Annotated in this window: 21 protein-coding genes and 1 tRNA gene; 9 read left to right on the forward strand and 13 right to left on the reverse strand. The window is 66.0% G+C overall.

The window, feature by feature from the left end:
- The first annotated feature begins 135 nt into the window (after window positions 1-135).
- A complete protein-coding gene (parE, locus tag AB6730_RS16470; protein WP_371024682.1) occupies window positions 136-2,025 on the forward strand; it encodes a DNA topoisomerase IV subunit B in 1,890 nt (629 codons plus the stop codon).
- Window positions 2,026-2,296: 271 nt separating this feature from the next.
- Here parE and pgi read toward each other — a convergent pair whose 3' ends face one another.
- From pgi to pcnB, 7 genes are all read right to left on the reverse strand, one after another.
- Window positions 2,297-3,931, reverse strand: a complete 1,635-nt coding sequence (pgi, locus tag AB6730_RS16475; RefSeq protein WP_371024683.1) for a glucose-6-phosphate isomerase — start codon at window positions 3,929-3,931, stop codon at window positions 2,297-2,299.
- Window positions 3,932-4,156: 225 nt separating this feature from the next.
- On the reverse strand, window positions 4,157-4,537 hold the full coding sequence (panD, locus tag AB6730_RS16480; RefSeq protein WP_371024684.1) for an aspartate 1-decarboxylase: 381 nt from the start codon (window positions 4,535-4,537) through the stop codon (window positions 4,157-4,159).
- A 137-nt stretch (window positions 4,538-4,674) separates the two neighbouring features.
- On the reverse strand, window positions 4,675-5,520 hold the full coding sequence (gene panC / locus AB6730_RS16485) for a pantoate--beta-alanine ligase (protein ID WP_371024685.1): 846 nt from the start codon (window positions 5,518-5,520) through the stop codon (window positions 4,675-4,677).
- Window positions 5,521-5,530: 10 nt separating this feature from the next.
- Entirely contained in the window at window positions 5,531-6,358 is an 828-nt protein-coding gene (gene panB / locus AB6730_RS16490) for a 3-methyl-2-oxobutanoate hydroxymethyltransferase (protein ID WP_371024686.1), read from the reverse strand.
- 55 nt (window positions 6,359-6,413) lie between these two features.
- A complete protein-coding gene (locus tag AB6730_RS16495; RefSeq protein WP_371024687.1) occupies window positions 6,414-7,508 on the reverse strand; it encodes a GlcNAc-transferase family protein in 1,095 nt (364 codons plus the stop codon).
- 57 nt (window positions 7,509-7,565) lie between these two features.
- Window positions 7,566-8,051, reverse strand: coding sequence for a 2-amino-4-hydroxy-6-hydroxymethyldihydropteridine diphosphokinase (gene folK / locus AB6730_RS16500; RefSeq protein WP_371024688.1), 486 nt, complete (start codon window positions 8,049-8,051; stop codon window positions 7,566-7,568).
- Window positions 8,048-9,409: a polynucleotide adenylyltransferase PcnB gene (gene pcnB, locus AB6730_RS16505; RefSeq protein WP_371024689.1), complete on the reverse strand. Its 1,362-nt coding sequence runs from the start codon at window positions 9,407-9,409 to the stop codon at window positions 8,048-8,050. Before pcnB ends, folK begins: the two co-directional genes overlap by 4 nt.
- A gap of 182 nt (window positions 9,410-9,591) precedes the next feature.
- Here pcnB and AB6730_RS16510 point away from each other — a divergent pair.
- A tRNA-Glu gene (locus AB6730_RS16510) sits at window positions 9,592-9,667 on the forward strand.
- 27 nt (window positions 9,668-9,694) lie between these two features.
- Window positions 9,695-10,018, forward strand: a complete 324-nt coding sequence (gene fdxA, locus AB6730_RS16515; protein ID WP_371024690.1) for a ferredoxin FdxA — start codon at window positions 9,695-9,697, stop codon at window positions 10,016-10,018.
- A 42-nt stretch (window positions 10,019-10,060) separates the two neighbouring features.
- Here fdxA and AB6730_RS16520 read toward each other — a convergent pair whose 3' ends face one another.
- The 6 genes from AB6730_RS16520 to dapA form a co-directional block, all read right to left on the reverse strand.
- Window positions 10,061-11,032, reverse strand: coding sequence for a hypothetical protein (locus AB6730_RS16520; RefSeq protein WP_371024691.1), 972 nt, complete (start codon window positions 11,030-11,032; stop codon window positions 10,061-10,063).
- 93 nt (window positions 11,033-11,125) lie between these two features.
- Window positions 11,126-12,088, reverse strand: coding sequence for a hypothetical protein (locus AB6730_RS16525; protein ID WP_371024692.1), 963 nt, complete (start codon window positions 12,086-12,088; stop codon window positions 11,126-11,128).
- Window positions 12,089-12,149: 61 nt separating this feature from the next.
- Window positions 12,150-13,109, reverse strand: a complete 960-nt coding sequence (locus AB6730_RS16530) for a hypothetical protein (protein WP_371024693.1) — start codon at window positions 13,107-13,109, stop codon at window positions 12,150-12,152.
- A 57-nt stretch (window positions 13,110-13,166) separates the two neighbouring features.
- Window positions 13,167-13,646, reverse strand: coding sequence for a zinc ribbon domain-containing protein (locus AB6730_RS16535; protein WP_371024694.1), 480 nt, complete (start codon window positions 13,644-13,646; stop codon window positions 13,167-13,169).
- A gap of 258 nt (window positions 13,647-13,904) precedes the next feature.
- Entirely contained in the window at window positions 13,905-14,495 is a 591-nt protein-coding gene (locus AB6730_RS16540; protein ID WP_371024695.1) for a hypothetical protein, read from the reverse strand.
- 29 nt (window positions 14,496-14,524) lie between these two features.
- A complete protein-coding gene (gene dapA, locus AB6730_RS16545) occupies window positions 14,525-15,418 on the reverse strand; it encodes a 4-hydroxy-tetrahydrodipicolinate synthase (RefSeq protein WP_371024708.1) in 894 nt (297 codons plus the stop codon).
- 180 nt (window positions 15,419-15,598) lie between these two features.
- Between dapA and AB6730_RS16550 the strand changes: the two genes are divergently transcribed.
- The 6 genes from AB6730_RS16550 to AB6730_RS16575 all read left to right on the forward strand — a co-directional run bounded on the left by AB6730_RS16550 (window position 15,599) and on the right by AB6730_RS16575 (window position 20,447).
- A complete protein-coding gene (locus tag AB6730_RS16550; protein ID WP_306847788.1) occupies window positions 15,599-16,159 on the forward strand; it encodes a glycine cleavage system protein R in 561 nt (186 codons plus the stop codon).
- A gap of 25 nt (window positions 16,160-16,184) precedes the next feature.
- The gene (locus AB6730_RS16555) at window positions 16,185-16,646 is read left to right on the forward strand and encodes a peroxiredoxin (RefSeq protein ID WP_371024696.1); all 462 of its coding nucleotides are present in this window, start codon (window positions 16,185-16,187) and stop codon (window positions 16,644-16,646) included.
- Window positions 16,647-16,728: 82 nt separating this feature from the next.
- Window positions 16,729-18,120 carry a PhoH family protein gene (locus AB6730_RS16560; RefSeq protein WP_371024697.1) on the forward strand — a complete coding sequence of 464 codons (1,392 nt, stop codon included), beginning with the start codon at window positions 16,729-16,731 and terminating at the stop codon, window positions 18,118-18,120.
- 47 nt (window positions 18,121-18,167) lie between these two features.
- Window positions 18,168-18,944 carry a bifunctional hydroxymethylpyrimidine kinase/phosphomethylpyrimidine kinase gene (gene thiD, locus AB6730_RS16565; protein WP_371024698.1) on the forward strand — a complete coding sequence of 259 codons (777 nt, stop codon included), beginning with the start codon at window positions 18,168-18,170 and terminating at the stop codon, window positions 18,942-18,944.
- Between the two features lie 77 nt (window positions 18,945-19,021).
- Entirely contained in the window at window positions 19,022-19,978 is a 957-nt protein-coding gene (locus AB6730_RS16570; protein ID WP_371024699.1) for an aspartyl/asparaginyl beta-hydroxylase domain-containing protein, read from the forward strand.
- A gap of 4 nt (window positions 19,979-19,982) precedes the next feature.
- Entirely contained in the window at window positions 19,983-20,447 is a 465-nt protein-coding gene (locus tag AB6730_RS16575) for a hypothetical protein (protein ID WP_371024700.1), read from the forward strand.
- Window positions 20,448-21,191 lie beyond the last annotated feature (744 nt).

The following is a 21,191-nucleotide window of genomic DNA, read 5'->3' on the forward strand; positions in this document are numbered from 1 at the left end:
CCATCGCCGACAGGGTCGGCTCCCACCACGGTCCGCCATCGGTCAATCTCACGGGCTGACACGGACACGCGTCAGGCTTGACCATCCTGGGGACCTGACCCCATCCTGCCCGGCTACGTCACACCCGCGAAGACCATGAATACTCGCTACAACGCCTCAGACATCGAAGTCCTCAGCGGTCTCGACCCCGTCAAGCGCCGCCCCGGCATGTACACGGACACCTCGCGGCCGAACCACCTCGCCCAGGAAGTCATCGACAACTCCGTCGACGAGGCGCTCGCGGGCCATGCGAAGACCATCGAGGTCACCGTCTTCAACGACGGCTCGGTCGAAGTCACCGACGATGGCCGCGGCATGCCGGTGGACATCCATCCGGAAGAGAAGGTACCGGGCGTCGAACTGATCCTCACGCGCCTGCATGCGGGCGGCAAGTTCTCCAACAAGAACTACGCCTTCTCGGGTGGCCTGCATGGCGTGGGCGTCTCGGTGGTCAACGCGCTGTCCACGCGCGTGGACGTCACCATCCGCCGCGATGCCCAGGAATACCGGATGAGCTTCGCCAACGGCGATCGCGCGAGCGATCTCGAGGTGATCGGCAGCGTCCCGAAGAAGAAGACCGGCACCACGCTGCGCTTCTGGCCCGACCCGAAGTATTTCGACACACCGCGCATCCTCGTCTCGAAGCTGAAGCACCTGCTTCGCGCCAAGGCCGTGCTTTGCGCCGGGCTCACCGTGCGCCTGCTCGACGAGGCGTCCGGCGAGACCACGGAGTGGTATTTCGAGGACGGCTTGCCGGATTACCTGCGCGGTGAACTCCAGGGCGCCGAGGCCTTGCCGGCCGAGTTGTTCGTGAAGCATTTCTCGCGCGAAACCGACGCGCTCGACGTCGCCCTCGCCTGGCTGCCGGAAGGCGACCTGGTCCAGGAAAGCTACGTCAACCTGATTCCCACCGCACAGGGCGGCACGCACGTGAACGGCCTGCGTTCGGGCCTCACCAACGCCATTCGTGAATTCTGCGACCTGCGCAACCTGCTCCCACGTGGCGTGAAGCTGGCGCCGGAAGACGTATGGGAGCGGCTGGCCTTCGTCCTCAGCGTGAAGTTGCAGGACGCGCAGTTCGCCGGCCAGACGAAGGAGCGTCTCTCCTCGCGCAGCGCCGCGGCCATCGTCGAAGGCGTGGTGCACGACGCCTTCAGCCTGTGGCTCAACCAGCACGTGGACACCGGCGAGAAGATCGCCCAACTCGCCATCGAGCGGGCCAGCGCACGCCTCAAGGCGGCCAAGCAGGTGGTGCGCAAGAAGATCACCCAGGGTCCCGCCCTGCCCGGCAAGCTCGCCGACTGCGCGGCCACCGACCTCACCCGTACCGAACTCTTCCTCGTCGAGGGCGATTCGGCGGGCGGCTCGGCCAAGCAGGCCCGCGACAAGGATTTCCAGGCGATCCTTCCACTGCGCGGCAAGATCCTCAACACCTGGGAAGTCGAATCGGGCGCGGTGCTGGCCTCGCAGGAAGTGCACGACCTCGCCGTGGCGATCGGTTGCGATCCCGGCAAGGACGATCTCTCCGGCCTGCGCTACGGCAAGGTAGTGATCCTCGCCGACGCCGACTCCGACGGCCTGCACATCGCCACGCTGCTCTCGGCATTGTTCCTGAAGCACTTCCCCACCCTGGTCAGCCAGGGCCACGTGTTCGTGGCCATGCCGCCACTGTTCCGCGTCGACGTGGGCAAGCAGGTGTTCTATTGCCTCGACGAGGAAGAAAAACGCCTGATGCTGGAAAAGGTCGAGCGCGAGAAGATGAAGGGCGCCGTCAGCGTCACGCGTTTCAAGGGTCTGGGCGAGATGAATCCCGCGCAGCTGCGTGAATCCACCATCCACCCCGACACACGCCGCCTCGTGCAGCTCACCGTCGAGACGGACGACGGCACGCAGAAGCTCATGGACATGCTGCTGGCGAAGAAGCGCGCCGGCGACCGCAAGCAATGGCTGGAAGACAAGGGCGACCTGGCGACACTCGAGGTCTGAGGTCGCGATAAAAAAGCCCGGCACGAGCCGGGCTTTTTTTGATTCTTCGCGCATTCCCGGGATGCGTCGGTGTCGGGCTCGGCTTTGCCCTCGCATTCGCCGTGTGCGGCGGTGACGGATCGCGGGCCAGCCCGCTTCCCACCCGCGACGGGCTCGACGGGGCGACAGCCATAGGACATGGCCGCGCAGCGGCTTCCTTTCCCGAACGACGGTGTAACTGGAGCGACGAGGGTGGCGTCTCTGCCCACCACCCCTCAACGCGCTCTTTCGCTTACCGCCGGTCGCGGATCGCGGCGATCAGCGCACGTGTGGCGCCGTCGAACTGGGCCAGGTTGCCCGCGTCCTTGTCGTTGCTCAGCGACGGGTAGATCTGCTTGGCGATGACCTTGCCCAGCTCCACGCCCCACTGGTCGAACGCGTTGATACCCCACAGGTGACCCAGCAGGAACACCTTGTGCTCGTACAGCGCGATCAGCGCGCCCAGCGAGTGCGGGGTGAGCGAATCGAGCATGAACACGGTGCTCGGGCGGTCACCCTTGAACGTGCGCTGCGCGGCCAGCGCGCGGCGCTCTTCCTCGGTGCCGGTCTTCGCTTCCGCCAGGGCTTCCTCGAAGGTCTTGCCCAGCGACAGCGCGGCCGCCTGGGCGAGCAGGTTGGACAGCAGCACGTCGTGGTTCTCGCGCAGCGGATGCGCCGGCTTCACCAGGCCGATGAATTCCAGCGGCACGGTATCCGTGCCCTGGTGCAAGGCCTGGAAGTACGCATGCTGCGCGTTCGTGCCGATGCTGCCCCAGACCACCGGAACGGTCGACTGGCGCACTTCGCTGCCATCATCCGGATGCACGTGCTTGCCGAGGCTTTCCATCTCCAGCTGCTGCAGGTATGACGGCAGGTCGGCCAGCGAGTCGACGTACGGAACCACCGCCCGGCTGCTGCGGCCGAGGATGTTGCGGTTCCAGAATTCGGCGATGGTCAGCAGGACCGGAAGGTTGTCCTTCCACGCCGCCGTGAGGAAATGATCGTCGGCCTCGGCGGCACCGGCGAGCAATTCGCGGAAACCCTTCATGCCGATGGCGAACGCGATCGACGCACCCACGGCCGACCACAGCGAGAAGCGGCCGCCGACGTAATCCCACATGGGCAGCACCTGCGAGGCGCCCCACTTGTGCACGGCTTCGTCGTTGGAACTCACGGCGATGAAATGCTTGGAGGTCTTCGCCTCATCGCCGCCGTTGGCCTTCAGTATCCAGTTGCGGAACACGCCGCCGTTGAGCAGCGTTTCCTGCGTGTTGAAGCTCTTGGAAACCAGGATCACCAACGTATGCGCCGGATCGAGCTTCTTCATCAGGTCGTAGGCGGCCTGGCCGTCCACGTTGGTGAGGAAGTGGCTGGTGATGCCCTTGACGTGGAACTGCTCCAGCGCATGCACGGCCAGCCGCGGACCCAGGTCCGAACCGCCGATACCGATGTTCACCACATCGGTGACGCGACCGATCAAGCCAACCGATTCGCCCTCGCCCTTGTGCACGGCGTTGACCAGCAACTCCATCTTGTCGAGTGCGTCGGCGACCTCCTTGCGGACCTCGGCCGGTGCCGCCGGATGGCGCGACGCACCACCGCGCAATGCGGTGTGCAGGACGGCGCGGTCTTCGGAAGTGTTGATGTGCTTGCCGGCGAACATGGCGTCGCGGGCGGCTTTCCAGCCGGTGCTCTCGATGTACTCGCCTACCGCGTCGAGCGCGGCGATATCGAGCTTCTGCCGCGACACGTCGAGGAGGATCGGGCCCATGCGACGGCGCAGGCGCTCACCGCGGGCTTCGTCCTGGACGAGTTCGCGGAGGGTGGTCTTGGCGAGGCGGGAGGCGTGCTCCTCGAACGAGGGCAACGGTGCGTGCTTTGATTCCATGGCTTCCACTTGGCTGCAACGGAGGGGGGGGAAGCAGCGATGTTACCGCAGTGCAGCGTAAGTGGATTGTATGGATGTTGCGTGGTTGGGCAGCGACGGGTGGGAGAGCATCGCCGACAGGGTCGGCTCCCACCAGGGGCAAGGAGCATCGCCGGCATAGCCGGCTCCCACAGGAACGGTCGTGGCCTGGTGGGAGCCGACCCTGTCGGCGATTGCCCGCTGGCCTCAGGCGGCCTGCTTCGGAATCGAATGGTTCGTATGCGTGATGATGTTGTTCGCATCCACGTAGACGAGGTCCGGCTGGTACTTGGCCAATTCCGCCTCGGAAAGTCCGACGAAGGCGGCGATGATCACCAGGTCGCCCGTGGAGACGCGGCGTGCGGCGCTCCCGTTCACCGAGATGATGCCCGAGCCCTCTTCCGCACGCAGCGCATAGGTGACGAAGCGTTCACCGTTGCTGATGTTCCACGCGTGGATCTGCTCGTACTCGCGGATGCCCGCGGCATCGAGCAGGTTGCCATCGATGGCGATGGAACCTTCGTAGTTCAGCTCGGCGTGAGTCACCGTGGCCCGGTGGATCTTGCACTTGAGCATGTTGAGGTGCATGGCGGTCTCTGGGGTTCGTCGATTACAAAAACGCCCATTCTAACGGAGGGTTGCCCGTCCGTCGTGAGGGCTTCCTCTGTCGGTGCGCTTTATGGGGGAGCGCGCGCGGAAACGCAAGTCCCCGTTTGTGAAAGGATTCAGTCGAAAGGCAGGTTGTCGATCAATCGGGTGGCGCCGAGCCGGGCGGCGACCAGCGCCACCAGGCCTTCCCGCTCGTCGGGACCGGGTTCGGCCAGGTCCTCGGCGCGGCGGATGGCCACGTAGTCGGGCACGAAGCCCGCCCGCTCCAGGCGCGCCTTCGCCGCCTGCTCCAGCGCCTGCCAGGCATGCCCCTGGCGGAAAAGCTCACGCATCTGCACGAGCGTGGCATGGATCTGCGGCGCCCTCGCCCGTTCCTGGGGGGACAGGTACTGGTTGCGCGAACTCATGGCCAGCCCGTCGTCGTCGCGCAGGGTCGGCGCGGACATCACCTTCACCGAGAGGGAGAGGTCGGCGACCATCCGCTCGATCACCTTCAGCTGCTGGAAATCCTTCTGGCCGAACACGGCGATGTCCGGCTGGACCAGGCTGAACAGCTTGGCGACCACGGTCGCCACGCCATCGAAGTGGCCCGGGCGGTGGGCGCCTTCCAGCGTGTCGGTGATGACCGGCACGTGGATGCTCACGCTCGCGGCGGGACCGAAGGGATACATGGTGCTCACTTCGGGGGCGAACAGGATATCGCAGCCGGCTTCGGCCAGCCCGGCCTGGTCCTGGGCCAACGTGCGCGGATAGCGCTCGAAATCCTCGCCGGGACCGAACTGCGTCGGGTTGACGAACACGCTGGCGACGACCCGGTCGGCACGAGCCCGAGCCAGCTTCAGCAGGGAGTGATGGCCCGCGTGCAGGTTACCCATGGTCGGCACGAAGCCGACGTTCTGGCCGGCGGCGCGCCAGCCGCGGATCGCGGCGCGGATGGCCGCCGCATCGGTGACGGTCTGCATGGTGGTGCCCTCAGGTGAAGCTGTGCTCGACGCCGGGGAAACGCTTCTCGCGCACGTCCTCGACGTAGGCGCTCATGGCGCCCTGGATGGAATCGCGTCCCGCGAGGAAATCCTTGGAAAAACGGGGCCGCTTGCCCGGCGTGAGGCCGAGCATGTCGTACACCACCAGCACCTGGCCGTCGCACTCCACGCCCGCGCCGATCCCGATGGTGGGAATCGAAAGCTCGGCCGTGATCCGCGCCGCCAGCGCGGCCGGCACGCATTCGAGCACGAGCAGGTCGGCACCCGCGGCCTCCACGGCCCTGGCATCGGCCAGCAGCTTGTCGGCGGCGTCCTGGGTCTTGCCCTGGACCTTGTAGCCACCGAACTTGTTCACCGATTGCGGGGTGAGTCCGAGATGCGCGCACACCGGGATGTCACGTTCGGCCAGCACGGCGATCACCTCGCAGATGCGCCCGGCGCCCTCGATCTTCACCATGGCCGCGCCGCCCTGCGCGACCAGCCGCGTCGCGGCTTCCATCGCCGAGGGAATGTCGCGATCGCTCATGAACGGCAGGTCGGCGACCAGGAGGGTCGACGACAGCCCGCGCGCGACCGCGGCGGTGTGATAGACCATTTCATCGACCGTGACGGGCAAGGTACTCGACCGCCCCTGCACCACCATGCCCAGCGAATCGCCAACCAGGGCCACGTCGACCCCGGCGGACTCCAGTTGCGCGGCGAAACTCGCGTCGTAGGCGGTGAGCATCACGATCTTCCGGCCTTCGGCTTTCATCGCCTTGAGACCCGGCACGGTCACCGGCTTGCGTGCCGGTGCGCTCGTTTTTTCCACGTACACGCTCTTGTCGCCTTGTTGGGTGAAAGCGGAATTGTCCGCCTACGTGAGCGGTATCTCAAGGAACCATGGGCGCGGGGTGCAGACGCGCCCGCCATGCCGCCTCGTCGAGGTGCAGGTCCGTCTCCGAGGGCTCCACCCCCGCCAGGGCCTCCGGGGTGGCCTTGCCCAAGGCGAAGGAAATACCCGCATAGCGTTCATAGTCCGCGAGGCTGCGCCGCCCACCCAACCAGGCCGGGGGCGGCACGGCCAGCCTCCCGTGCATGCCGAACGCGGCTTCGGCCGCCTTCATCGAGCGCTTGCCCAGGGCGGCCCCATCCAGCGCGGTCTCGCCCCGCTTCAACGCCATGCGCTGGTCGTCCCAAACCTTGGGCGCGTCCGCCCTTCCGTAGTAATGCCACACCACGTGCCGATGCGGATGGAACAAATCGTAGCCGTGCGTATACGCCCGCACCGCCAGCGTGATCTCCTCGGTATTGAAGTAATGGTCGGGGTCGGCAGGGACATCGCGCACGAAGCTGCCATCGGTGAAAGCGAAGCCACCGCTGAAAAAGCGTGCCGGAACGGGTCCCATTCTCCCGGCCGGGGAATCGATGCGGGTCGACATCGTGCGTATCACGCCGAGTCCGCCGAAGCCCACGAAGTCGATCTTGTAGCCCTCGTTGCACGGTTCAACGACGGGCTCGCCCGGTACGTAGGCTGGCGGATGGGCCACCAGCACGGGATGCGGGCGCCGCGTGGAACGGACGCTCTCCAGCAGGTCGATGAGTTCACTGTCCCAGTCGCGGGCGAAACGATGGTGGGAATCCAGTTGCAAGGTGTAGTCCTCGCCGTCGAAACCCCGCTGCGCCATCGCCCTCGCCCAGCCGCAACCACGCGATTCGCTCATCGAATAGTCGAGTACGTCGACCACCGTTCCACCACGGCTCAACCGGTGCCGCAGGCGGCCTTCGAAGACGCCGGTCTGGACGGCGAAGCCCGCTTCCGTGAACACATCGCTGCTGTCCTTCTCATCGTGCTGCCAACACACGGTCACGTGCAGCCGACCGGGGCGACGAGCCCGGTCGATCATGTCGATGAGGGTGGGGATCAATTCGGGGTCCCTGTACGCAGGGATCTGCACGAAGATCGTCTTGCCGTCACGTTCGTCCATAAACGCTCCACGGGATGCCTGTCCTGGCGCCGTCGATCGTACTCTGCGCGCCAGGACCTAGGGAAGGGCTACGCAATCCTTCGTGTCGACGGCTCGAAGCAGGTCCGCCACGCGACCACGCCCGGGCACGACCCGTGCGGGATCGAGGTCGGCCAGCGGCAGCAGGACGAAAGCGCGCTCGGCGATCCGGGGATGCGGGAGGCTCAGCCGGTCGTCGTCGAGCACCAAGTCCCCATGGAGCAGCAGGTCGAGATCCAGCGTACGTGGTCCCCAGCGCTCACCGTCGCGCACGCGGCCGAACGCACGCTCGGTCTCCAGCAGGACATCCAGCAAGGCGTGCGGCGACAACGTGGTATCCACCGCGATGGCCGCGTTGACGAAGTCGGGCTGGGGAACCGGTCCCCACGGCGGCGTCCGGTAGAACCGGGAGCGGCCGGCAAGTGCGAGCCCGGGCTCGCCGGCGAGCCGCGCGATGGCCGCTTCGAGCCGCGGACGGACATCGCCCAGGTTACCGCCCAGGCCGATCGAGGCGCGAACGCTCACGCCCCGCCTGAGTCGCCTTTACCGCGCCCCACCGGCTTGCGCCTGCGGCGACGCTTGCGGGCGGGTGCCGTGGAGGCCACCGTCGCCTCGTGGGACGGTACGCCACCGCCACCCAGGGCCGCCGCGAGCATTTCCGGCGGCAACTGCTGGGCGTGGGCCCACCACTCGCCGAGTTCACGCATGCCCGTCGACTCGTGCGCGCGCAGCAGCAGGAAATCGAAGGCGGCGCGGAACCGTGGATGCGACATCAGGCGGAACACGCGCTTGCGGTGGATCTGCTCGAAGCGCGGCTGCAACGCCCAGATCTCTTCCATCGTGAAGGTGAAGCGGCGCGGGATCGCCACGCGCTGGCACTGTTCGCCGACGACGTGCACGGCGGCGCGCTGCCATGCCTCGTTGGCGTCGTAGCCCTGGGCGATCCAGCCATTAGCCTGGTCGCGCACTTCGCCCCACAGCAGCACCGCGTACAGGAAGGCGGGGGTCACCGACTTGCCCTCGGCGATGCGCGCATCGGTGTTGGCGAGGCCTTGCTCCACGAGCGCACGAAGCGCGTGGTCGCCGCGTTCCAGGGCACGCGCGGTGGCCGGGAACAGGAACTTCAGCAAGCCGCAGGCCTCGAGCATCTTGAAGCTCTTCAAGCCGTGGCCGGCGAGGAACAGCTTCAGCGACTCGTCGAACAGCCGCGCGGGGGCGGCTTCGCCCAACAGGTTGCCCAGGGTCGCGAACGGTGCCGACGCCGCGGGATCGATGTTGAAATCGAGCTTGGCGGCCAGCCGCGCCGCACGCAGCATGCGCACCGGGTCCTCGCGGTAGCGTTGCTCCGGATCGCCGATGAGGCGCATCGAGCGGTCTTCGAGGTCGCGCATGCCGCCGACGTAGTCGCGCACGCTGAAATCGGCGATGTCGTAGTAGAGGGCGTTGACCCGGAAATCGCGGCGGACCGCGTCTTCCTCGATCGATCCCCAGATGTTGTCGCGGACGATCCGGCCGTCGACGATGTGACGGTCGCCTTCGCCGCCCTCTTCGCCCGTGCCGCGGAAGGTCGCGACCTCGATGATCTCCGGCCCGAACACCACGTGGGCCAGGCGGAATCGCCGGCCGATCAGGCGGCAGTTGCGGAACAGCCCCTTCACCTCTTCCGGCGTGGCGTTGGTGGCCACGTCGAAGTCCTTCGGGTGCCCGCCCAGCAGCAGGTCGCGGACGGCGCCGCCGACGAGGTACGCGGCAAAACCTGCGTCGTGCAGGCGATACAGCACGCGCAGCGCGGCCTTGCTGATGTTCTTGCGGGAAATGGAGTGCTGGTCGCGCGGAATGATGCGCAGTACCGGCGAAACGTCACTCCTGGTTTCAGAATTCAAGCGATCGAGGTCCTGGCGAGCGCTCCGGCGCCCGTTCAAGTAGCTGCCCCCACCGGCGGGCGGTGTCGGGATGGATGGGCCCAATGTAACGAATTCGACCCAGTTCGACGAGCGGCCATAAAGTCGTTGCCGGACGCCGGAATTTGGATATACTAGCGCGCTTCGTACCCCCGGTACGACCCGCTCCCTTCGTCTAGTGGTCCAGGACACCGCCCTCTCAAGGCGGGAACACGAGTTCGAACCTCGTAGGGAGCGCCACTTTCCTTCCGGCGCCGAACCGTTCGCATGACCTTTGTCGTCACCGACAACTGCATCAAGTGCAAGTACACGGACTGCGTCGAAGTGTGTCCCGTCGACGCCTTCCACGAAGGCCCGAACTTCCTCGTGATCAATCCGGACGAGTGCATCGACTGCACCCTTTGCGAGCCGGAATGCCCGATCAACGCCATCTACCCCGAGGACGATGTCCCCGCGGGCCAGGAGGCCTTCGTCGCGCTCAACGCCGAGTTGTCCAGGGAGTGGCCGGTGATCACCGAGCGCAAGGAGGGCCTTCCCGATGCGAAGGAATGGGAAAACAAGCCCGGCAAGCTGGCCGAGCTCAAGCGCTGAATAACCACACGACGAAAGGGCCCCAGCGGGCCCTTCGACTTTCTAGGGTACGGCCTGGTCCGCCGCCGAATACGTGAACGATGCGGACGCGTTCAGGCCTGCCGGAAGGATCAGGCCGATCACGGGCACCCAGCGACCGGTGGCCAAGATGAAGTCGGCCTGGTTCAGCTTCGCCTCGGCTAATCCATCGCTGTTTCCCTTGACATAAAAAAACGCCTCCAACGGTATGTGCAGGTCGTTCTGCGCCCATGTCCCGACCTTGATTTCGTTCTGCGTGCCTATGGCTTCGCTGGCCAAGGCATTGCGGATACGGGCCAACTGCGCGAAGTGCAGGTAGGCGTCCGGTGTGCGCGGCTTCATGGTGAAACCACACTGGTTGAAGTAACGACTGGCCACTACGCTGAATCTGGCGAGCCAGGCCTGACTCGTCGTCACGCCCTGAGCCTGGCAAGGGCCCGTGTTGGCAATGTTCGGGACCGCACCACAGCCATCGTTCTCGGGTGAGCGGCGCGAGTCGGTTCCCGCATCGAAAGCGAAGGCGCAAAGTACCGTGAGTTGCGTATAACCGTCGCCCGGACTGTCCGCGAAGAAATACGGCAGGATGACGAAACCGTTGGCGTAACCGAAGACCAGCGCCGAAAAGGCGCTGTCCTTGCGCAGCCACGAAAACGACACGCCGTTGGGTTGTGGATTACTCGGATTCGGATTCCAGGCGGAGAAGCCCGCTCCACGCTTCGTGGCCCGCAGCAGGACGCCCGAACAAAGGACTGCCGGCAGAGGATTGGGATCGTCGGCATCCATCCGGCAATCGGCAACCGGGTCGTCGTAGCGCTCCTGCAAATGGCGGGCTACCGTGGAACCCTCGTCGTCGTGCGCTCCGGACACCTGTTGCCAGCCCGCGACGGCATTGACGACTGTTCGATCCCTGGGCGGGGCAGCGGCGCACGCGGCCAGCAGAAGAGCCAGTGCGGACCCAAGCAGTACGCGCACGATGAGACTGTTCTTTTCGTCCATGATTCATCTCTCCCTGATTGGAAACCAAGCCCGGCAAGCTGTCCTAGCTCAAGCGCCGACGCCCCGTCGTGGGGAAACCCAAGAGACCTGTAGTCAGGGAATCGCCTGTTCGGAAGCGGTATAGGCGAACGATGCCGGCCCGTTCATCGCCGTGGGAAGCGTCACGCGTATGACGGGCGCCCACCGGCTGAACCGGGTGTTGAAGTCTTGCTGGTTCGCCTTCGCCTCGTTCAACGCGGCCGTATTCCCCGCGATGAAGAAAAAGGCCTCCAGCGGAATATGGCTGTCGTTCTGGGCCCAGGTCCCGACCTTGATCTCGTTCTGTATGTCGAATGCCTTGCTACCGAGCGCGTTTCGGATGAGAGCGAGTTGGGCGAAGGCCTGGTAGGCGCCCGCTGTACCCGGCTTCATCATGAACACGCACTGCTCCTGGTAGAGCGCACCATTGCCGAACCGGGCCATCCATTGGGCGCTGGTGGTGATCCCCAGTGCCTGGCAAGCACCCGTGCCGGCAACCGTCGACGGACCACAACCGTCCTTCTCCGCCGAGTTCCTGGTATCCGTGGCTCCGTCGACGGGAAACGCGCAAAGCACCGTCAGCTGGGTATAGCCGTCGCCAGGACTGTCCGCGTAGAAGTGCGGCAGGATGATGAATCCCGTGTAGTAGCCCCTGGCCAACGCTCCCAGAGCGTTGTCCTTGCGCAGCCAGGAAAACGACACGCCTCGGGGCTGCGCGTTGCTCATGTTGGGATTCCAGATGTCGTACCCCGCCCCGCGATTGACCGTGCGCAGCAGGATTCCCGAACACAACACCGCAGGCAGCGGATTCGGATCGTCGGCATATTTCCGACAGTCCACCACGGCATCGTCGTAGCGCTCCTGCAGATGCGCCGCCACGGTCGCCCCCTCGCCGTCGTGCGCTCCTTGTACCGCGTTCGACACATGTGCCTGCCGCATGCCCGTCGACGTCAGCGCGTCCTGCGTCGGCACGCCGGCACAGCCCCCCAGCAGTACCAGCATCACGCCAAGCAACGTCCCATGTCCGTACCGCTTCATGATCTTCTCCTTCCGTGGTGGTTCGCGCGACGGCTCGGTACGGTGCGGCGGGCCAGGTTCTTCAAGGCACCGCCTGTTCCCCGGACACGTACTCGAACGCGGCATGTGCGCTGGCAGTGGCGGGCAAGGTCATGCGAAGGATCGGCCGCCAAGGCCCGCCCGCACGGATGAAATCCCTCTGCATGCCTTGCGCGGACGGTAGTCCCGTACCGCCACCGGCGTAGAAAAAGGCGGCCAGTGGAAGGGTCCCGACGATGTTCTGCGGCCATTCGGCGACGATCAGTTCGTTCTGCGTCTGGAACGAAAGCGCTCCCAATCCACTCATCGCCGAGGGGAGCAAGGCGAACGCCGTCGAAGCATCGGCGGTGCCCGTCTTCGTCGTGAATCCGCATTGATGCGAATTCGGGTAGTCGGTGACGAGCCGGTAATGGCTGAGCCAGGCGGTGGTCGTGGTGATGCCCTGGGCCTGGCACGGTCCGCTCGTCGCCGGATGGCGGGCGTTGGCACCGCAACCGAAGCTGCCTCGCGCATCGGAATCCGAATCGATCGGATACGCGCAAAGCACTTCGATCGGGTAATAGGGGAAGGTTCCCTGATAGTCCTTCGGCACGAACAGGAAGCCGGCGTCGTAGCCGAACGCCAGCTTGGCGAACCTGGCGTCCTGGCGCAGCCAGGAGAACGACACGCCTCCCACCTTCGGACTGTTCGGGTTGGGGTTCCACACGCCGAAAGCCGCGGAATACTGGCCGCCACGCAGGAGTACGCCCGAACAGTGGAATGCAGGACGGCCTGCGCCGCAATCGGCTGGGGTCAGGGCGTAGAGGCCTTGGAACAGCAGGGCCATGTTCCGTCCTTCCTCGTCGTTCGTGTTCTGCGGCGCGACGGCGCCTCGCGACAAGACGGTCGCCGCCGATGGTGGTTGTGGCGAGGGAAGGCGTGACGGTGCCGAGGCACACGCGGTCAGGAGGGCGAGCAGCAAGCAGCAAAGCGCGCGCCATGCGCGCGGGATCATCACGTCCATGCGTCGAACTCCTTTCAAGGAAGGCGCCCCCGAGGGGAGCGCCAATCCGGTCCGTTTCTACAACTTGGTGCCACAAAATCCGCAGTAGACCCATCCTGGCTGAACCTCACTACCGCACTTGGTGCAATACCCGGAGGACACCGGCGGCCGAGGCGTAGGCAACGGTCCTGGAGGCGGCGTCGGTGCGGAAGTAGGAGGCGGGGGCGGCGGGGGCGGCGGGGGCGGAGGGGGCGGCGGCACCGGTGCAGGGGTTACCGGAATCCACGGGATGGGAATCCAGTTCGTACCGATGGATTCCGTGGATCGGGTGGCCATCCCACCCGTCACATCCGCCTGGGTGGTCGCATTGGCTCGTTCGACCAACTGCTCCACCACCCTCTCGATCTCGCTCAACCGGGACGATAGCTGTCCATTCGTGTCTTCCATGACTCCCTCCTTGGTTTCGGCATGCCATGCCAGATCGTGCGGACGTTGCGCACGTCCGGCGATGTATGTTCCGTCGAAGCCAGTCTGTCGCCGATAGGCGGCCGGGACCATATGGCATCGGTCGTAGGAACACGAGGCGCCGATCCGGCAATCGGCGCCCTCGCCGCCTCGGGAGGGCCTGGTGGGAGGCCCTGGTGGGAGCCGACCTCGTCGGCGATGGGTGCTTGCCTGAGCCTGGCCCGCTGCCGCGGGATCGCCGACAAAGTCGGCTCCCACCAGAACGGTCCTCTCAGCGGGGCTGTGCTTTTCTGCGAAGGACCAAAAAAAACGCCGCCCGGAGGCGGCGTTCTTGCGGGAGGACCCGGAGGCTTACTTGCTGCCCATCCGCGACTTCAGCGCGTCGATGACGCGGCGGACGCCATCGGCGTCGCCCTGCGCGCGGACTTCGCTACCGGTACCGCTCGGGGTGACCGCCAGCACGACCGTGCGGGTGGCACCCTTGGCCGAGGCCGGCGCGTCCTTGGCATCCTGGTCGGCGTTCTTGCCGCCGCCGAACATGCGGCGGAACAGGCCCGGGCGGTTTTCCGGCTTGCCGCGGCTCGCGGCGATCTGGTACGAGCGCGCCGTGTCGTCGTGCGAAAGCACGGTACCGAGGTCGCCCACGCTGATCAGTTCGCCGATACGGCGATAGGCGGCATCCGGATCGTCGGTGAGGATGAAGCCATCCGACACCGGTGCGGCACCCTGGTCCGTAGAGGCACCGGGAGCACCCGAGCCGACGTCCGGAATGACCAGGGCGGCGCTGGTGGACGGCGTATCGAGGCCCGGCGGGATTTCCAGCGGGGCTTCCTGCTGGGCCCTTTCCCAATCCTTCGTGGAGCGGAACGCACCGCAACCGGAGACGACCAGGACGGACAGGAGCAGTGCCGGGACGACCAGCGCGTACGAGGTTTTCTTCATGAACTTAGGGTTCCGTTGAGAAGGTTGCTTCAGGCGGCAGACGCCAATGGTGCCAGAGCGGCGAGCGTTTCGCGCAGCTTCGCCAATGCCGGACCGGATTCCAGTTCGACCAGCGGCAGCCGCGGGGCGGCAGAACCGAGCCCCAGGGCCGCCAGGCCGGCCTTCACCGGGATCGGATTCGGCGCGCAGTTCAAGGCATCGATCAACGGCGCCAACCGCGCGGTTTCCCTCGCGGTCCGCACGGCATCGCCCGAACGGGCGGCATCGCACAGCGCGCGGAAGGCTTCCGGCACGAGATTGGCCACGACGGAGATCGTTCCCGCGGCGCCCGCCAGCATGGCCTCGTGGGCCGAACCGTCGTCACCGCTGAGGTAGACGAAATCGGCACGGATAAGTTCCGCGAGGGCCTGGATACGCCCGGCATCGCCGCGCGCCTCCTTGATGCCGACGATGCCGGGATGATCGCGCAACACCGCCACGGTCTCCGGGGCGATATCGCAGCCCGTGCGCGGGGGCACGTTATAGAGGATCACGGGCAGGCCGCCCTGCTCGGCCACCGCGAGGAAATGCCTGCGCAGGCCTTCCTGCGTGGGCCGCACGTAGAAGGGCGCCACCACCAGGGCGGCATCGGCGCCCAGCGCCTTGGCGCGCCGCGTGGTGGCGATGGTCTTCGCCGTGCCCGCTTCGCCGGTACCGGCGATGACCGGAACGCGTTTATCCACGTGCTTCACCGCGAACGCGAGCAGGCGCTCGTATTCGTCGTGTTCGAGGAAATGCGATTCGCCCGTGGAACCGGCCACGACCACCGCCTGGGTGCCGCCGGCGAGCTGCTGGTCGAGCAGCCGGCCGAACGCGTCCAGGTCGAGGGAGCCGTCCGCGGCGAAGGGCGTCGCCAACGCGGTGATGCTTCCGGAGATGTCCAAGGTGAAACCCGTTGTGTAATCAGCCCTTCGCATGTTACCGGGGCGTTTCCGGCGAGTCCATTCGGCGGCTTTCCGGCCCGTGGACGCTCCGTGTCTTGCTAGCGTGCGACAGGGACAAGTAAGCTGGCCCCAAAGCGTTGGTTCCGCGCCCCGCGGGACGCGCCATAGGTAGTTTCCGCCTTGAATCGTTCCGCAGTACGCAGCGCCACCACGGACAACCAGCTCCTCATTTCGACGCTGTCGCCGGCGCATCGCGCGCCGATCCTGGCCCTGGCCAAGCGCATCGCCGATTCCGGCTGCAATCTCGCCGACGCCCGCGTGTCGACGATCGGCAACGATACCTCCGTCATGCTGTTGGCCAGCGGCGCCTGGGACGCCGTGGCCAAGCTGGAGACCTCGCTGGGCAAGCTGGCCCGCGACGAGGAACTGCCGATCGTCCACTACCGCACCACGCCGCGCGAACCCACCGCCCACCTGCTGCCCTACCTGGTCGAGGTGATCGCCGCCGACCGGCCGGGCATCCTCGTGAAGATCATCGAGTTCTTCTCACGGCGCGACATCAGCGTGGAACAACTCTCGTCCATGCGTTACCAGGCGATGCAGACCGGCGCCGAGATGTTCCAGGCGCAGATCACGATCGGCATTCCCTCGGAAACGCACATCGCCGCCCTGCGCGACGATTTCCTCGAACTGTGCGATGGCCTCAACCTCGACGCCATCATGGACCCCGTGAAATTCTGAACCGGAAGGAGCAGCAGGCGTACGCATGATCTCCAAGGGCAAGAAGCTCCCCAAACTCGAAGGCACGCTCGGCGATGGTTCGACGCTGCTCCTTTCTTCTCTCAAGGGACGGTGGGTGGTGGTGTTCTTCTATCCGAAGGACAACACGCCCGGTTGCACGAACGAAGCGAAGGATTTCCGCGATCTCTACGCCCGGTTCCAGGCCCTGAATGCCGAAGTGATCGGCGTCTCCCGCGATTCGGTGCGCTCGCACGCGAATTTCGCCACCAAGCATCAATTGCCCTTCCCGCTCGTTTCCGACGCCGACGAAGCCTGGTGCCAGGCCTTCGACGTCATCCACGAAAAGGTGCTCTACGGCAAGCGCCACATGGGTGTCGTACGCAGCACCTTCCTCATCGATCCAGACGGCAAGATCCACACGGAATGGCGCGGGGTCAAGGTTCCCGGCCACGCGCAAGCCGTGCTCGAGAGTGTTCCCACCGCGTGACGAATACCGCGTCATGCGGCACCTCCCCCCGGCCGTCGCCGTGCGGCCGGTTCTCGCAACCTCTGCATGAGGTCACTTCCGCATGACCGGAAGCAAGCGCATCTACGCCCTCGACACCAACGTGCTGCTGCACGACCCGACGTCGTTGTTCCGCTTCGAGGAACACGATGTCTTCATACCGATGACGGTGCTGGAGGAACTGGACGACAAGAAGAAAGGCGGCTCGGAAGTATCGCGCAACGGCCGCCAGGTAAGCCGCTTCCTCAACGAGCTGATCGAGCGCGGCGGCGGTGGCCAGGGCCTTCGCGACGGGCTGGAACTGATCAATCCGCAAGGCATCAAGCTCAAGCGGGGCGCCGTCGGCCGGCTGTTCTTCCAGCAACGCACGAGCCACGGCAACGGCAAGGCCGACAACCAGATCCTCGCGTCGGTGATCGACCTGCGTGACCAGTATCCCGACCGCCCGGTGATCCTGGTCACCAAGGACATCAACCTCCGCATCAAGGCATCGATCTACGGCATCACCGCCGAGGACTACGAGAACGATCGCGCCCTCGACGATTTCGCCCTGCTCTTCACCGGCTCCGACGAACTGCCGGAAGATTTCTGGGGGCGTCATCCGGAACTGCGCTCGTGGAACGAGCGCGGGCGCACCTTCTACGAAGTGAGTGTCCGCGACGACGAACTCTGGTACCCGAACCAGTGCCTGTACATGCCCGGCGAGAACGACGTCGAGCTGCGCGTGCTCGAACTATCCGGCGACGAGGATGCGCGCAAGGCCCGGCTCGTGCTGCTCGACGACCATACCCACGCCGCGCATGGCGTTTGGGGGATCGCCGCGCGCAATCGCGAACAGAACTTCGCGCTCAACCTGCTGATGGACCCCGATGTCGACTTCGTCACCCTGCTCGGTACCGCCGGCACGGGCAAGACGCTGCTCGCCCTTGCCGCGGGACTCGCCCAGGTGATGGACCAGCAGCGCTACCGCGAGATCATCATGACGCGCGCCACGGTATCGGTCGGCGAGGACATCGGCTTCCTGCCCGGCACGGAGGAAGAGAAGATGACACCGTGGATGGGAGCGCTGACGGATAACCTGGAAGTGCTCGCCAACCCGGAGGAAGGCGGCTCGTGGGGGCGCCAGGCCACGAACGACCTGCTTGCCTCCCGCGTGAAGATACGCTCGCTCAACTTCATGCGCGGCCGCACCTTCCTCAGCCGTTATCTCATCATCGACGAGGCGCAGAACCTCACGCCGAAGCAGATGAAGACCCTGATCACCCGCGCCGGCCCGGGCACCAAGATCGTCTGCCTGGGCAACGTGGAGCAGATCGATACGCCTTACCTCACCGAGACGACGTCCGGCCTCACCTACGCCGTGGATCGTTTCAAGATGTGGGCGCATTCGGGGCACATCACGCTGAAGCGTGGCGAACGCTCGAGACTGGCCGACTTCGCGTCCGAGGCGTTGTAGGGAACCTCCAGGGCGCGGGCATCCCGCCCGCGCCCTCTCCTCCACCCATGAAACCCTCCAGACCCAACACACTCACCATCGCCGGCTCGGATTCCGGCGGCGGTGCCGGCATCCAGGCCGACCTGAAGACGTTCCACGCACGCGGCACCCATGGCCTCACCGCCATCACCGCCGTCACCTCGCAGAACACGCGGGGGGTGAGCGCCGTCCATACACTTCCCCTCGCCCATGTCCGCAGCCAGATCGAAGCGGTTTTCGATGACTTCCCCATCGCGGCCGTCAAGACCGGAATGCTCGGCAGCGCCGCGATGACCCATCTCGTGGCGACGGAAATGCGCCGGCGCAAACCGGCATGGCTCGTCGTCGACCCGGTCATGCTGGCCACCAGCGGTGCCCGGCTGCTCGATGAAGATGCGCTCGACGCGCTGATCGGCCGGCTGATCCCGCTAGCCGACGTCCTCACGCCCAACCTGCCCGAAGCCGAAGCCCTGCTCGGACGTCCGCTCAGGCGCGACATCGACGCGGCGGGCGCCGACCTGCTCGCCCTGGGCGCACGAGGCGTCTTGCTCAAGGGCGGCCACGCGAAGGGGCGCGAGATCGTCGATCGTTACTACGATGCCGGCGGCGTGATCGAGATCCGCCATCCGCGCCTGCCTTTCGAAGGCCATGGCAGCGGCTGCACCCTGGCCTCCGCGGTGGCCGCCGAGCTTGCCAAGGGCAAATCGCCGCACGCGGCCGTCCGCATCGCCGTCACCTGGCTGGACAAGGCCTTCCAGCGCGCCTGGCGACCGGGCGGCGGCGCGGCCCACGTGCTCGGACACTGAGGCCGGAGTATCCTAGCCGGCGTTGATACGGGCCCTTTGGGGCCGTATGTATCGCCCGTCCCCCTCGAGTCCAACCCATGAATTTCCTCGGGCCCCGCTTCATCGTCCTGTACGTGCTGATCCTGTTCACGCTCTGCGTGCTGCTGGTGCACCTGCGCGGCCGCTCGCGCCTGCGCTTCGACCGCCAGCTGGTGGATCATTCGGCGATCTTCGCGCCTTACAACCTGTTGATGTACGCCTTCTCCGCGGTGCCAGCACGGCCGATCCTCGACCGCCGTGGCTTCCCCCAGCTCGACCTGCTGCAGTCCAACTGGCAGACGATCCGCCAGGAAGCCATGCACCTGTTCGACGAGGGCTTCATCCGCTCGGCCGAAAAGCACAACGACGCCTCCTTCAATTCCTTCTTCAAGCAGGGCTGGAAGCGTTTTTACCTGAAGTGGTACGGCGAACCGCTGGCCTCGGCCGAGGCGCTGTGCCCGGAAACCGTGAAATTGCTGAATTCCATCCCGAGCGTGAAGGCGGCGATGTTCGCCCTGCTTCCCCCGGGCAGCAAGCTCAATCCACACCGCGATCCCTTCGCCGGTTCGCTGCGCTACCACCTCGGCCTCATCACGCCGAACTCGGACGAGTGCCGCATCTTCGTCGATGGCGAAATGCACGCATGGCGCGATGGCAAGGACGTGGTCTTCGACGAGACCTATGTGCACTGGGCGGAGAACCGCACCGACCAGACCCGCGTCATCCTCTTCGCCGACGTGGAGCGCCCGCTGAAGAGCAGCCTGATGACCGCGATCAACAAGCGCGTCGGCGCCTTCATGGGTTCGATCACGGCCTCGCCCAACAGCGACGACGGCAATGAACAGGTGGGCTTCGTCAACCGCATGTTCGCGCTGAACAAGCGCGGCCGCGAGCGCACGCGCAAGTTCAAGAAGGCCAATCCGAAACTGTTCCGCGTCGTGAAGTACATCGGCATCGTGCTGATGATCTGGCTGATCTTCCTGGCGCCCTATCCCTTCTTCCGCGGCGACGCCTGATGCCATGAAGCCTTCCGTCCTTACCCTCGCTCTTCTCGTCGCGACATCCATCGCCTCGGCCGAAGATGCCGGGCCGGGACCGACGGAAGACCTCGCGCCCCGTGTCGCTCGCCTGGTCGACGACACGACGAAAGACGCGGCGAGCGAGGACCGCGCGTTCAACCAGTTGTTGCGACTCGGCAGGGCCGGCGTCCCCTACATCGTCGCGCACCTCGGCGACGATCGCCGCCTGCCGGAACAGTCGATCTGGATACACCGCTCGGGCGGACGCGCGGAACGCCAGTACAAACCGTGGTACGTACATGACGGCCTCGAGGCCGTACTGACGGAACTCACCGGTTTCACCATGGGCCCCCAGAACGGTCACCTGCTTCCCAGCCAGCGCAAGCAGAGCACGCGTAAATGGGTGGCATGGTGCGTGGAGCGCTATCCGGCCCAGGCGGATGTGTGTCGCTCGGGACAGCGGTAGCGGCATTCCGCTTCATCTCGGGCGGGCTCGGGCTCGGCATTGCCCTCGCATTCGCTGTGCGCGTGGCGGGGGAGCTGCCGGGCGCCACCCTCGGCGCGACAGGCGGTGCCGTCCCTTGGGAAAGGATGCCGCTGCGCGGCCGTGTCTGATGGCTGGCGCCCCTTCGGGCTCGGACGGTCGGGCGGGGGTTTCCGATTCGCCCTCCTGGCTCAGCGGAAACGATCGGCCGTCCTGGCCGATCCCCTTCGGGCCTTGTCCGCCCCTCCTCGGCTCCTCATGTCGCGCCGAGGGTGGCGCCCGGCAGCTCTCTCGACACCGCGGTGGGTGGGTGGGAAGAGCAACGCCCGCCGTGCCACGTGCCGCTAGTCACCAGCCCCTTGCCCCTTGCCGGTTGCCGGTTGCCGGTGGCCGCACCCGGGTGGGAAGCGGGCTGGCCCGCGAGTCCTCAATCTCTCCGGTGGCGAAGGAAGCCTTGCGATGGTCGGGCGAGGCTTTCCACCGCTCGCTCGGTGGCAGTGCACAGCCTCATTCGCTCGACATAGGGTGGCGAATCGCGGGCCAGCCCGCTTCCCACCCGGGTGAGGGAGACTCATGGGAGGCGGCTTGCACGTGCGATGTCCATCCCGGGCGACGGGTGTTGCTCTTGCCTCACGACCCCTCCGTGCCCGGAAGAGCCGTCGGCCGCCACCCTCGTGGCGACTTGTGGAACCGAGGAGCGCCGGGCGAAAAGGCCCGTCAGGGGGC

The sequence above is a fragment of the Luteibacter sp. RCC_6_2 genome (genome assembly GCF_041360655.1).
GTDB lineage: Bacteria > Pseudomonadota > Gammaproteobacteria > Xanthomonadales > Rhodanobacteraceae > Luteibacter.